The organism is uncultured Mailhella sp. (assembly GCF_944324615.1).
Taxonomy (GTDB): Bacteria; Desulfobacterota; Desulfovibrionia; order Desulfovibrionales; family Desulfovibrionaceae; genus Mailhella.
In genome coordinates this window covers 56,382-69,745 of record NZ_CALUWY010000001.1, presented here as the reverse complement: position 1 = coordinate 69,745, position 13,364 = coordinate 56,382, and the positions used below count along the sequence as shown (strand labels likewise).

At 58.8% G+C, this 13,364-nt stretch carries 7 protein-coding genes; 5 read left to right on the top strand and 2 right to left on the bottom strand.

Features of this window, described 5'->3' with window-relative positions; translation table 11 throughout:
- Window positions 1–55 precede the first annotated feature (55 nt).
- The 5 genes from Q0K07_RS00270 to Q0K07_RS00250 all read left to right on the top strand — a co-directional run bounded on the left by Q0K07_RS00270 (window position 56) and on the right by Q0K07_RS00250 (window position 7,664).
- Window positions 56–541, top strand: coding sequence for a tripartite tricarboxylate transporter TctB family protein (locus tag Q0K07_RS00270; RefSeq protein WP_294554828.1), 486 nt, complete (start codon window positions 56–58; stop codon window positions 539–541).
- 57 nt (window positions 542–598) lie between these two features.
- A complete protein-coding gene (locus Q0K07_RS00265) occupies window positions 599–2,074 on the top strand; it encodes a tripartite tricarboxylate transporter permease (RefSeq protein WP_294554825.1) in 1,476 nt (491 codons plus the stop codon).
- A gap of 94 nt (window positions 2,075–2,168) precedes the next feature.
- Window positions 2,169–3,080 carry a dihydrodipicolinate synthase family protein gene (locus Q0K07_RS00260; RefSeq protein ID WP_294554821.1) on the top strand — a complete coding sequence of 304 codons (912 nt, stop codon included), beginning with the start codon at window positions 2,169–2,171 and terminating at the stop codon, window positions 3,078–3,080.
- A 380-nt stretch (window positions 3,081–3,460) separates the two neighbouring features.
- Window positions 3,461–3,952: a type III secretion system chaperone gene (locus tag Q0K07_RS00255; protein WP_294554819.1), complete on the top strand. Its 492-nt coding sequence runs from the start codon at window positions 3,461–3,463 to the stop codon at window positions 3,950–3,952.
- A 31-nt stretch (window positions 3,953–3,983) separates the two neighbouring features.
- The gene (locus Q0K07_RS00250) at window positions 3,984–7,664 is read left to right on the top strand and encodes a hypothetical protein (RefSeq protein WP_294554816.1); all 3,681 of its coding nucleotides are present in this window, start codon (window positions 3,984–3,986) and stop codon (window positions 7,662–7,664) included.
- Between the two features lie 139 nt (window positions 7,665–7,803).
- On the opposite strand, the gene Q0K07_RS00245 is transcribed toward Q0K07_RS00250, so the two are convergent.
- Window positions 7,804–8,262: a type III secretion system chaperone gene (locus tag Q0K07_RS00245; RefSeq protein WP_294554813.1), complete on the bottom strand. Its 459-nt coding sequence runs from the start codon at window positions 8,260–8,262 to the stop codon at window positions 7,804–7,806.
- A 20-nt stretch (window positions 8,263–8,282) separates the two neighbouring features.
- Window positions 8,283–12,581 carry a hypothetical protein gene (locus Q0K07_RS00240; RefSeq protein ID WP_294554810.1) on the bottom strand — a complete coding sequence of 1,433 codons (4,299 nt, stop codon included), beginning with the start codon at window positions 12,579–12,581 and terminating at the stop codon, window positions 8,283–8,285.
- Between the last annotated feature and the right edge of the window lie 783 nt (window positions 12,582–13,364).

Sequence of the window (13,364 nt, the reverse complement as noted above, 5' to 3'; positions counted from 1 at the left end):
CGTTCGGAACGGGCGGCGAAGCCCCTTCGCCGCCCGCCCTTTGACGGAGTCAGGTATGCAAAAGCGAATTGATATCTTTTTTTCTCTGTTCTTCATGGTGTTCTGCCTGCTGGCCTGGATGCAGATTCTTGACCTGCCCCCCGCGGACGACAGCGGCGATGCGGGCATGGGCTTCTTCCCCTCCTTCTGCGTGCTGTGCATTTTTCTTTTCTCCTGCATTCTTCTCGGCAGAACCCTGCTTTTTTCCAAGCTCAAAGGCAAAATTCCGACGGCGCTCAGCAGAGAGTCGTGGGGGCGCCTTCTGGGTGTCCTTCTGCTCATGCTCATCTACAGTCTGGCGTATGAATGGGCGGGCTTTTACCTCTCCACCTGGGTGTTCGGCGTCGCGCTGCTCTTTTTCATCGGAGAAAGAAGACCGCTGGTGATGCTTCTCTATCCCGCGGGGCTTGTCCTGTTCGTGTATGCAGGGTTCGTCGAGCTGCTCGGCGTGGTGCTTCCCGTCGGGGACATCATGTATGAGCTTTTCCCCTCGTTCTTCTGATCCTGAGCTTTCATGACACCTTTCCCGCGAGCCTGTTTTTTCAAGTAGGATGATATTATGGACTGGAACGCTGTTCTGAACGTGCTGTCGCCTTCCATGCTGCTCATCATTGCCGTGGGCACCTTCGGAGGCATCGTCATCGGGGCATTGCCCGGCCTTACGGCAACCATGGGCGTGGCCCTGCTGGTTCCCATGACTTTCGGCATGCATCCCGTGGCAGGCCTTTCCATGCTCATGGGCATTTATGTGGGGGCCATTTACGGCGGCTGCATTTCCGCCATTCTTCTGAAAACGCCGGGAACGCCCTCGTCGGCCGCAACCACTCTGGACGGCTACCCCATGGCACAGAAGGGCGAGGCCGGGAAAGCCCTCGGCATGGCCACGCTCGCCTCCGGCATAGGCGGACTGATCAGCGCCGTGGTGCTCATAGGCATGGCCCCGCAGCTGGCGAAGCTGGCCCTCATGTTCGGCCCGGCGGAGTATTTCGCCCTGGCCGTGTTCGGACTCACCATCATCGCCTCTCTTTCCACCGACATCCTGAAGGGGATGCTCATAGGCTGCGTGGGCATGCTGCTTTCCACCGTGGGCAACGACCCTGTTTCCGGCTTCAGCCGCTTCACCTTCGATATTTCCAACCTGGCGAGCGGCATTGCCTTCATTCCCGCACTCATCGGTCTTTTCGCCATTTCCGAAGTGCTGGTGCAGCTTGACAACCTGAAGGCGGAGAATGTGGCCTCCCGGCGCGTCAGCGGGCTTTTCCCCTCCAGACAGGAGTGGAAGGAATGCTGGAAAACGCTGATACGCGGTTCCTTCATCGGCACCGTCATCGGCATTGTGCCCGGCACGGGGGCGAATATCGCTTCCTGGCTCAGCTACAATGAGGCAAGGCGTGCTTCAAAGCATCCTGAAAAGTTCGGCACCGGCATCATCGAAGGCGTGGCGGCCACGGAATCGGCCAACAATGCCGTATGCGGCGGCGCACTCGTCCCCCTGCTGACCCTCGGCATTCCCGGCGATTCCGTGACCGCCGTGTTCCTCGGCGGGCTCATCATCCACGGTCTGGCTCCCGGCCCGCGCCTGTTCATGGATCACCCCGACATCATCTCCGGCCTGTTCACCGGCATCATCGTCGCCAACATCTTCATGATTCTTCTGGGCCTCGTGGCCGTGCGCTTTTCCACAAAGCTTCTGAACATTCCCAAGAAACTTCTGCTTGCGGCCATCCTCATCTTCTGCTTCATCGGCTCCTATTCCATCAACCAGAATCCGCTGGACATCATCACCATGCTGGTTTTCGGCATCATCGGCTATATCTGCCAGCGGTACAACTTCAGTCAGTCCGCCCTGTGCATCGCCATGATTCTGGGACCTATTGCCGAGCAGAACATGCGCCTTGCGCTCATGGATTCCAACATGAGCCCCATGATCTTCTTCACGCGCCCCATCAGCCTTGTCTTCATGGTGCTGGCCGCCCTGTCCTTCGTGGTGCCCGTGTACAAGGCCGGCCGCAGAATGATGAAGGAAGCGCGGTAGCCATACGGCCGTGCGATTCCCCCGGAAGGGCGGGAAAGACATGCCGGATCAGCTGTCCGGCCTCAAGAGAACATTGCAACCCAAGGAAGTTCCGATGAAAGGAAAACATCTGCACGGCATGATAAGCGCCGCCCTTTCCCCCGTTACCTACGACGAACGTTATGACTACGGCCTGCTGAAGGCCTATGTCGACTGGCTGGTGGAAAAAGGCTGCGACTGCGTGTTCGCGCTGGGGTCCACCGGGGCCTTCCCGGCCCTGAGCACGGAAGAACGCAAGCTGTTTGCGGAAGGCTTCATCAGGGCCGTGGACGGCCGCGTTCCCCTGTGCGTTCATATCGGATCGGATACGGAGGAACAGGCCGTGGAGCTGGCGCGCCATGCCGGAGCCGAAGGTGCGGACGCCATCGCCGCCGTTCCCCCGTATTACTACCACTATTCCCCTGCCTGCCGGGCGGGCTATTTTGCCCGTCTGGCGGCGGTGAACCCCGAACTGCCTTTCTATATCTACAATATTCCCGGTTTCACAGGGCAGGACATCACCCCTGCCCAGCTTGTCACGCTCAGGGAGAGTATCCCCAATCTGGCAGGTGTGAAGGACACCACCCAGGATTACCCCCGCTATGTCGATTACTGCGATGTGCTGGGAGAAGACTTCGACTGCCTGATGGGCAGCGATGCCATGTGTCTTGCGGCCATTCAGACGGGCGGAGCCGGGGGTATCTGCGCCATGGCCGCGCATAACCCCGAACTTATGGTGGAACTGTTCCGTGCCTGTGAACAGGGTGATATGGAACGGGCCAGAAAGCTGCAGTTCCTTTCGGCCAGAATGCGCATGCTCATGCAGTCGCTTCCGTTCATGTCCACGAGAGTGGAGATCCTGCGCCTGCGCGGCATTCTCGACAGCGGTTTCAAGCGGCCTTTCCTGCCGCTGGATGCGGAACAGACGGCCCATCTGAAGCATACGCTGGCTGCTCTTCAGGAGGAGTTCGACTTTCCGCTTCTTTAGGCACAAAACATTTCCGGCAGCGTTTCTGCTCAGGCTGCCGGAAGAGATTCACGATCTGCTGCGGCAACCGTGCCGGCGTTCTGCCTCGCCGTCGCCGTCGCCGCGGCGGATCGGGGCCGCAGGGCCCGGAGAGAGTCCGGCATGTTGCCGTGCTCTCTCTTTTTTTTATCTCCTGCCCGTCCGAAGAAGGGGCGGAAGTTGTCCGGCCTGCCCGGATTTTTTTAAAGAACGGCATACGGCGACTTCCGGCTTGCAAGCCCGGAGCTTTCCGCTTACCCATAAGGAAAGGAAGAGTATGTTCGTCTCATCCTTTCCGTAGAAAGGAGTTTTGAATATTGGCATGTTTTTTGCATAATATGTGATACAAGGAGTGAAGAGGCATGAGTCAGAGTGTACCGTATATAGAGGCGCTCAACAGGGAAACGGGGCTGGATATACAGCTGTCCGCCTCCGGCGGCGCCCAGCTTATGCTGGAAGATCGCGGAGTTCTGCTGCAGTGGCTGGAAGAGCAGCAGATGTTCATCATTTATATGGAACTTGGCCCGCTTTCCGGCTGGCGTGACGAAGAAGTGCTGAAGCAGCTTCTTTCCGCCAATTTTCTTTTCCTGCAGACCGAAGGCGGTTCTCTGAGTTACAATCCCTCTGCCAACATGGTTGGCATGAATTATGCCATTCCCGTGTATGGCCTGTCGGCGGAAGAGTTCGTGCGCAGGCTCGACGCCATTGTTCTCCTTGCCGGTCAGTGGATGGAAAAGCTGCGTCTCATGGGAGCGGAACAGGAAAAGCTTGCCGTGCAGACCATGGAGAACAGGGCTGAGGAAAACATGTCCGATGACGCGCTCTACGCCTCCATGCAGATGCTGAGAATCTGACACTCTACAGTATTTACACAGGGAAAATGCCATGCCAGTTGAACTTGATCGATTTTTCAATGATGTCCAGGTCTATGCCGAATCGCAGCAGTTCCATATTGATGCCGACGTCATGGAGCCGGGAACGGGACTGCACGGGATTAAAAAGCTTTCTTCCAGCGAGAAGGCCGCCGAGAACAAGGCTACGGTACAGGCCTTCATCCAGTCTCTGGAACAGGACCCCCGTTATGCCGCCATGCTGGAGCGGGTCCGGGCCCCTCTGGAAGAGCTTATGAACTCGGGCAAGCCCCTCACCGCCGGAGTGGTGAAACAGGCCAGACTGGAGCTTGATTTCTTCCGGGGAGTGGAGCTGGGCAGACAGCTTGCCCAGGACGGCCGCATTCCCGCCGGGCACGGCTCGTCCTTCGGCCAGTTTGTGGCCCTCCGGATGATGCCCATGGACACTCCCGCCGAGCAGACGGCCGCGGTAAGAGAATATCTGTTGCAGGAAGTGCTTCCCGGAAACAGGGACAGCCTGATCAGCATACCGGACATGGGCGAAAAGCAGAAAGCGGCCGCAAGACTCCTTGCCGCGTGCGACAGAGAGAGAGACTGGCTTCCGCAGATGCTCGACCGGGAGCTTGCCGGGGGCCTCGATCAGTTTTCCTTCAACGATTTCACCTCGTCCGCATACGCACGTTTTCATGAAGACAGGCTGAACGTCATGCGGGAACTCGAACCGGCGTCTCTGGAAACGCTTGCGGGCCTGTCCCGGAATGCGGAGATTCTGACCTTCCTGGCGGAGGTGCGTCCTTTTCTGGATGACGGGGATATGACAATGCTGCTTCAGCACATCAGCACCAGCGAAGCGCGTGTGGATACACCTGCCCACCGCATGGAAGTCATGCGCGAGTTCATGCTGAACCGCCTGGGCAGTGAGTCTGTGCGTGGTGTCATGACGGCGCATCATCTGCCGGAAGGTTTCTCCACGGCCATCGGGCACAATCCCCAGGTGGTGGCGGAGGCCCGGGCGATGCTGGATGCCCTCGGAACGGACGCTTTTCCTGCAAAGGATCAGGTGCGGGATATGCTGCGTACTGCGGCGGAGGCCTTTGTCACCGCACATGAGCAGGACATGAAGGCATTTGTCGAGATGGCGAAGAATCCGCCTGTGAAGCTTACCCCTCCGCTCACTCTGGAAAAGATGTCCGTTTATCTGAACGCCATGTTCACGGGCGATATGATACTCGAACCTCTGCTGAACGACGATGCGCCCGTTGATGCGGCTTTTCTTCAGAAGCTGATCGACCATGCCGAGGCGCTGCAGTCCTCCGCACACAGCGTACACGGCGATTTCGGCGCGGACGACATGAACGCCGTGCTGAACAATTCCATACGCCTTCTGCTGGTGCGGCGCGGCGTGCCTCAGCAGATGCTGCCGGAACTTGTGACCCGCGCCATTTCCAGGTTCGGACGGCTCGCCAGCGAACTGACCAGCGTGAGTGAGGCGGCCGGGTCGGGCAGACAGGTCCAGGCGTTTGTGCTCCAGTGCCTTGCCATGTACCGCATATTGGAACGACATGCCGCCGTGCTCATCGGGCTTCTGAACGACGAACAGCGCGCGAACATGAAGCTGGACTGTTTCAGCATAAGCGACGCCGACGATGCCGCGACAAAGAAAGCGAAGGCGAACCAGTGCACAACGTTTAAGGAGGCGACTTTCGAGAAGGCCGTCAGTCCGGATAAGCTTTCTCCGATGGTGCGCGATTTTGCCAGGGCGAAGGGTGTGTCTTTGCCGGACGCGGCTCCCCTGTCGGCGGAGAAGGTGAAGAAGGCGGCCGACGCCATCCTGGAAGCGGACAACAATAAGATGCGCAATACCATCCTGGACAATTTCATCCCCAGCACGGGAATGTCCGTGGTCCATGCAGGCGGGGAGTTTCGTGCCTTTTTTGAGGAGGTGAGCGCAGCCAACGATTTTTCCGTCATCGACCTGAACCGGCTGAACCTTGTTCCCCTGTCCGCTGCCGTCAGCAAGATCACCGGCGACATCGCCGTGGAAGCCACGACGGCGGGAAAGTCCGTCAGTCCCGACGAAATCCGCCGTGCCATGCAGGAGAAAGTCACGCAGCAACTGAAGGAACTCAAGGCTGCGCTGATGGCGGTGGATGCCTTCCCTGAAAAGACGGCAGAGGGAGCGAATCCTGCGGGTTTCACGCAGAAGGAGAAGACCATCATCAAGAACATGGTGCATCGCTTCGGTCTGTACGATCCTGAAGTCATCCGCAATCTGGCGACGGCGGCGCGCTCGGAGAGCTTCCAGCGGGCTCTGCACAATCTGGCCGCTCCTTCGCTGACAGCCGCGCAGCTGAGCGAAGAGACGTACAGACTGGTTTCGGCCTACCTGGGAGTCTCGAAGACTTTTCCTGCGAATGTACAGGACGCCCTGCCGCTGATGCTGAGCCTGGCCATGGCACTGGGCGGCATGACCCCGCAGGAAAGGGAGAACCTGATCGCTACTCTGAATTCGGATATGGCAATGAAGGTGGGCTCCGGCTTCCTCTGGGCCTCTGTCAGTATAGACCTGTCCCCGCAGGCATACGGGGAATGCGCGACTGCGGGGGCGTTTCTGGCCGCTCTTCGTGAGCAGGCCATGGTGGAACAGAACGGTAATGAGGTTCATGAGCCTCTTTATTTCGCTCAGAATCCGTCCCACATCACCGATCTGCCCCTTGGTATGAACGGCATGATACCCCTGCTGGCCCGTATTGCGGGCCGGACCTTTCCGAACATGTACCAGATTTTCGCGCAGAGAAATCCCCCGCTTTCCAGGGATGACTGGGATATCCTTTCCGAGGTATATGCATGGGCGAGTCAGCTTGTGGACGACGTACACCTTCAGGATGTGCTGGCCGGAATACTGGTCGGTTCCGCGGATGAAATTATTGCCGCCATCAGAGACCACGATAACACGATGCCTTCCGTGGCGCAGTTCTGGAACATCGTCACGGGCGGGGCGCTGGGCGCCTTGCCGCAGGATGTTTCCGGGGAGAACGCCATGGGGAAGATGCTGCAGCATCTGGACCGGAGCTATCAGCAGCGTCTTCACGCCGCAGCCCCCGGCAGACCGATGGAAAATCTTGCGGAACGATTCAGCATCAATGTCGGTCTGGGAGTGCCTGTACGGAAGATGTTCGAGCTCACGCAGCCGGGCGCTTCGCTCACAAAGGATGACATCAAGGTTTCGCTGGAGATGTCCTCCCTGCGCGGTATTGATGCATCTTCGGGCTACGGTCTGGTGAACGACTTCCGGCATCTGAACCCGATGTCGGTACTGAGCTTCACCCGCGCGGACGGAAGCAGTCTGGAGCAGCATCCCGTACCCATCAGCGCGGAAGAAGACAATGCCCGGCATCCTGCCATCCGTGGCATGGTGGAGTTCATGCGCGGCATGACGCATTCCGAAGCACAGCTCATGCGTGTGGCGCAGGCTTTTACACAGGCTTCGCGCGTCATACTCCGTGCATACGGACAGATGTTCCCCGGCGTGAGCCTCGACGGAGACGGCATCTTCCAGATGCACGCCACGGAAAACGCCGACGGCTCCGTGACTGTGGAGGTGACTTCCGATTCCGGTCAGCCTCTGCAGGCGCATCAGAGCTTCCTCATCATGTCCGACGGTTCGTATACCTGCACGGATTTTGACATAAGCCGCCCGGTCGTGGGCGGATAGGCTCTTCCGTATTCCGGCGGAAAGACAGGGTAAAAAAGGGCCGCTCCCGTTTCCGGGAGCGGCCCTTTGCTTTTCTGCGGTGTCCGGGGCGTTTTTATCCGCGCGGGAAAGGCCTTTTACGCGAGCCCGGAGACCGGGATCACACCCAGAGCATGTTGCTCATGAGCGGGGAAATCTCCATCATGCCGGAAGGCCCGGCAAGGTGTTCCTCCACTTCCTCGATGAGTCCTGTCGCCGTTTCCGTGAAACGTTCAAGAGCGTTGGCAAGCTGTGTGGCGGTGAGTGCCGCCGCGTCGAGGGTGAGGGAGAAGATGATGGTGCGCGCGGGAGCGTACAGCCCGATATGTCCCCCGCCCGTCTTTGCGCCGAGCAGGTTTTTTTCCAGAAGGAATTCATACAGCTCCGGTGAGGCTTCGGCGGGAAGTCTGCCCGTGCTGCAGTAGAGCGCGGCCTTGTCCTCCGCCTCCAGGTATTCCAGTCCGATTTCCAGCCCCCGTACGTTGATGACCGCCGTACCGGAAGGGCTGATGGTGGCGGCGGGAAGTCCGGCTCCGGCAAGAGCCTCGGCAAGTATGGCATGTAACGACTGAAGTGACATGATGGATTCCTGTGTTGGGATTATTCGCCCTGGGGCAGGGGGATGGTGAGTGTATCGCCGGAATTGAGGCTCGCAAAGGAGGTGTTTCTTGCATACTGGAACGCTCCGAGTCCCGGCGACCAGTTCCGGGAAATGTCGGCCGGGGTCACGTTTCTTATGCTGATGCTCGAAGGCGTGTAGGAATCGGGGGTTGCGAGCAGGCTGTGGGCCCTTTTGAGTTCTGTGCTGCGGGTGTATTCGTCTGTGGCCATGCGCACTTTGATGAAGAGTCTGCGCACTTCTTCCAGCACGGCCGGCTTGAGTTCGCGGCGCACGATGACGCGGGCCGTGGGAGGCATGCCGCGCAGGAGCTTTTCAAAGGCGTCGGAAAAGGCCACGTCTTCCAGAATGCGGTCGCTGACGGAGGCTGGCAGCAGAAGCGCGCGGGTGATGTCGTGCAGAACGCCTCTTTTCAGCGGTCCTGCCAGACATTCGGTTTCCATGCACGTTGCGGGCATGACGCCCTGCGGCCCGGTAACGATTTTGAAACGTTCATCCAGAGCCAGGGTCGAGGCTCCCCCCACTGTGGTCAGGGGACTGCCGAAGTAGATCTCACCCTTGGAAGCGCCGATGGAAAAGTTGCCTGCCAGCGTGACGCTTTTCTTGACGTTGATGGTGGTGGTTTCGCCCGAGGCGTTCTGCTCCACCTGCTGCGAGATATCGCCGGCAAGCGCCACGGAAACGGTGCTCGAACCGGAGGCCACGATGCCGAGCGGCAGAACCTGCTGGAACATCGAGGCCATGAGCCCGAGGGAGAGGTTGGCGGAAACGGTATCACCGTCGATGAAGCGTACCTGCGAGGCGCAGAGCCACAGGGAAGGATCGTACTTTTTTTTGTCGTGCAGGCTGGAATCCGGCGTCATGAAGGCGTTGAGGAAGGCTTCGCAGTCCTTTTCACTGCTGAAGGTGATGGCCACGCCCCGGTCTTCCTGGAAGCCCGCATTGCCGCCGGGAATCAGCGTGAGGGGAGTGCCGGGAATGGCCACTTTCATGGTGGCCCCCAGAGAGGCCGCAAAGCCGCCCTTGAGCATGACCTGATAGCAGCCGTTGCCCACATTGCTGACGGTGAGGCTGTCGTTGAGCGTGAGGCGCATGCGCGCGGAAAGAGGATGCGCCAGGCTGACCATGTTGACCAGTGACTTGGGCGAGGTGAGGGGCGAGAACACGGCGCCGGTGTCCACGACCATGCCGCGTGCTCTGTCGTAGACAAAGCCGGAACCGGGACGGGAAGCTTCGCGCAGGAGGGAACGCACGCCTTCGGCCCTGCGCCGGTCGTCGGGCAGCAGGGTGTTGTTGACGAAATCACGCGTCTTCTTCCATGCGGAGAGGCGGCTTGCCCCTTCATCGCGCAGGGTTGACTTCATGGTCTCTGCGTGTTCCTTGCCGACATGGTCAAGGTTGCTCTTTGCCGCCTCGCTGCGCAGGGTTTCCTCCCGCAGGGTGCCGTCGGCCGAAGTGAGCGCGGCGAGCGTGAGGCGGATGAGCTGCGCGGTCAGTCCGGCATGGACGGGCATCCCCCAGCTTTCCAGCTGAGCGTAGACAGCCTGGCGTGTCTGAGTATCGTTGATGGTGAAGCTGGAGAGGGGTTGCTGGGATTCCACAAAGACCTTGTAGAGTCCGGCGGTGATGGTCTGCTGAAGCCGGCGGATATTGTCCTTGCCGAACTGGGAGCGCAGATTGTCCATGCTGCGGCTGATGTTCTTCTGATGAACCTTCAGCGACGCGCGTTCATTTTTGATGCGCCGGAGCGTGTCCGCGGCTTCCGTAGTGGTGACCCCGTTCAGGGTGATCTTCTGTTCAAAGAATCTGAGGGCGCGTGCGCGCGGGAGCATGTGCTCCAGCACCGTTTCCAGCGAGGGGGTTTCCTTTCTGTGGCGTATGCTGGAAGCAAGGGTGAAGGGGCTTATGCCTTTCAGCTCCTTCAGCCGTGTGTTTATTTCCCTCTGGAGAGTCTCCCTCTCTCTTTCGGTGGTGGCAGCCGTGAGTTTCCGGGACAGACTTTCGATCTCGAACACGGTGTTGCACGTCTTCAGCCTGCCGATGCGCCTGTGGGGCCAGGTGAAGTGGAGCAGTGCCTTGTCCTGCATCATGGAATCGACACGAGCCTGGCTCTCGTGGATGGACGCGCGCAGTCTTACCCCTTCCCTGGTGCTGTGGGCCAGGCTCTGCATGACTCCGGCATGGGATTCAAAGCGCTGCAGGTCCTGCAGATATTCCCGCCGCTCCCGGCTCATGTCTTCCATGCGGGCTCTGGCATCATCGGGGTTTTCGTTTCCGAAGAGCGTCTGATACAGTTTTTCCGTTTCCGTCTTCATGGCCTGGTCCACGGCGTTTCCGTCCAGCGTCATGGCGGAATCCTCCCCGGAGAAGCGTTCTTCCGGGAGTATGAGGCCGCTCAGGTTGACGATGTGATGATCGAGAGCGAGGCGCGCCATATACTCGGGGGAGCTTTCGAATATGGCGTTTTCCCTGCGGCCTGCGGTCATGGACTCAGTCATGGTCGTGCGCTTCTGTATGATGCGTCCGGCGAGGGAAAGTTCCGTCTGTCCCCGGAAGCCCCGTACGAAATGCGCGCTGGCCTGCTGAATTTCGTGCATGCAGCGTGCTTTCTGCGCCTCGTCGTCCAGCGCATGGTCCAGTTTTCCGGCATAGGCGGCCGCGTCTGTGCCGAGGTTCAGGGAGAGGCACCAGGCATGCACGTCGGTCATGCGAGCTTTCTGTTCCTCGGAGAGCGGGAAAAGCCCGGCCTCGGCCGCGCGCTTCTGCAGCACGGCCACATGGGCGAGGTGATAGTTGAAATTTTCAAGGTCGACCTTATTCGTCAGCCCCTTCACAATATCCGGGGTGAGCACGAAGGAGCGCGCGGAGGCCGTGCCCTGCAGGGCGCGGGAAAGCGCGTTGGGCGTGCCCAGGCCCCGGGACTGTTCCCCTTCCATGAGAATGCTCAGAAGCTGGCGGCTCGCCACCATGCACTCATGCTGGAGCGTCACCTCGTTTTCATACTCGGGCAGGAGCAGCTTCTTCAGTGCCAGGGCTTCATCGGCATGTTCGGGGTAGCTTCCCTGAAAGGCCATGTCCACATAGCGCAGGGTTTCGCCGCGTTTTTCCACCGTGCTTCTTCCCTCGGTGGTCACCGTGGCGGCGATACCTTTGTCGAGGGCCTGCACAAGGGCATTCTTGTGTTCCTCCGTGGCAGCCCAGGAAAGGCCCAGGCTCAGCAGCTTGAACATGACGGCCGGCGGTTTGCCCGCGTTTATGCAAAGTTGTGCGAGACTTTGCAGAGTACTTTTGCCCAGAGGGGTTTTATCCGCGGACTGCAGCTGTTCGAGCTGTTCGGTCATGGCGTCCAGAACCGCATTCTTAAGCCTGTCGAAGTCCCGTCCCATAACGCCGAGTACCAGATTCTGCAGGGGATTCTGCAGTCGCTGCGTTTTTTCCTCCGTGGATGATCTGAAAGCGGGCATCTGATCGCTGCTGTTCTGCAGGGTGAGCATGAAGTCCACCAGCCTTTCCAGCTTAAAGGAGGGAGTCTCCTGTGCGTTTTTCAAATCTTCGAGTCTGCTGAGCAGGGACTCCATGTTGGTGCGGCTTGCAATGCAATCGGAAAGCTGTTCCTGGCATTTCACGAGCTGAGCCTGCAGCACCGTATTTATCGAGTCCCCTTCCTGCGATTCGGAAAGACTGGTGAGGAAGGTGCTGACGGCTTGCTCTTTTGCCTGCAGCTCTTCAAGGGTATACTGCCCGGAAACGAATTTTCCCGACTCCAGGGCCTCAATGAGGTCAAAAAGTTCCTTGCCGACCGAAAGATCAAGGATGGCAGGGGTGTTCTCCTCAGGGGCTTCCGCAACGTCGGAGGTGTCTTCTGTCTCCCGGGATTCTTCAAGCGGGCCGGTCTCGTCCGTTTCCTCAGAGGAGGACATACGGACTTTGGCATGTTCCAGCATGCCTTCCATCTGCGGTGTGAAGGAACGTCCTTCAAGATGTTCCGCGGCGTCGCGCATGGCCTGCTTGTCGCCGCTTTCCAGAGCAGCGGTGAGGTTTCGACCGGCCACGGTTTCCCCGGTTTCTTCGTTGCGCCGGGAAAGAACCTCTTCAGGCAGATCCCGTTCCGGTACGGAGGTCATTTCCCGCGCTGTGTCCAGCGTGCTTTCCAGAGAGGGCGGAGCGTCGGCGAGGATTTCCCTGGCGAACGCCCCGGTGTCGTCGTCCTGAGGCCGGATGTTGCCGGAATCGGCGATGACGGGGGACTGACTGCCGGTGACGGAGATGTTCTGACTCATGGATCGTTCTCTTTGCGGAATCCCGCGCACGGAATCTGCGGCGCGGCACGGGCATGAGGAAGTATGTTCCGTGCAGGTTGCTCTTTCGGGAATTCCCGGTCTTTTTCAGGGCTGAGAATACGCCAGAAAACGCGCCTTCGCAATCGTTTCCGGGCGACGGAGCGTATCGGCCGGAAGAAAAGGCATGCCTTCCGGGCGGAGCATGTCTTTGTTCTGGAAATGCCTGCCGGGAACGGCTATGAATTTTTCATGAAAGCGGAAACGAACATGCCCGGAAACGGAAAAGGGGGGCTGATCCATGGCGGTGAACACGATTTTTCCCGATGAAAGGAAATGCGGCGCCTGCAGGTGGTGGGAAGGCAGCCGTGAAGTGGAAGTACATACCTACAAGGGTGCGGTAAGGATCCGCTGTGAGGCAACTCCCGCCCCCTGCGTGGTCAGAAAGATGAAGATGCTCCCGGGCGGTTCCTGTCCGCGGTTCAGCAGGTGGGAAAAGTTGTAGGAGCGATTCTTCCGCCGGGGAGAAGTAAGAAAGTCCCGGAATCTCCTTCCGTGTGGTGAAGCGCGTTTTCTGCCGCGTGCCGGAGGGGAGGGGCTTTGTCATACCGTGAGCAGACGCTGAAATACAGGGTTTCAGATATCTTTATTTTTTAAGAAAAAGCCGCTTGCATGGCGTGCATGAATTTTTGTATATGGAAGAATACTCTGATACACATATACAGAAAACGAAAATTCATATTTTTAATGACGGATCATGGTATTATATAAAAATAACAGCTCCAT

Excerpts from the sequence above, each read along its gene's own strand:
- Q0K07_RS00255 (WP_294554819.1), top strand. The coding sequence starts at position 3,461 with ATGAGTCAGAGTGTACCGTATATAGAGGCGCTCAACAGGGAAACGGGG.
- Q0K07_RS00270 (WP_294554828.1), top strand. The coding sequence starts at position 56 with ATGCAAAAGCGAATTGATATCTTTTTTTCTCTGTTCTTCATGGTGTTC.
- Q0K07_RS00265 (WP_294554825.1), top strand. The coding sequence starts at position 599 with ATGGACTGGAACGCTGTTCTGAACGTGCTGTCGCCTTCCATGCTGCTC.
- Q0K07_RS00250 (WP_294554816.1), top strand. The coding sequence starts at position 3,984 with ATGCCAGTTGAACTTGATCGATTTTTCAATGATGTCCAGGTCTATGCC.
- Q0K07_RS00245 (WP_294554813.1), bottom strand. The coding sequence starts at position 8,262 with ATGTCACTTCAGTCGTTACATGCCATACTTGCCGAGGCTCTTGCCGGA.
- Q0K07_RS00260 (WP_294554821.1), top strand. The coding sequence starts at position 2,169 with ATGAAAGGAAAACATCTGCACGGCATGATAAGCGCCGCCCTTTCCCCC.
- Q0K07_RS00240 (WP_294554810.1), bottom strand. The coding sequence starts at position 12,581 with ATGAGTCAGAACATCTCCGTCACCGGCAGTCAGTCCCCCGTCATCGCC.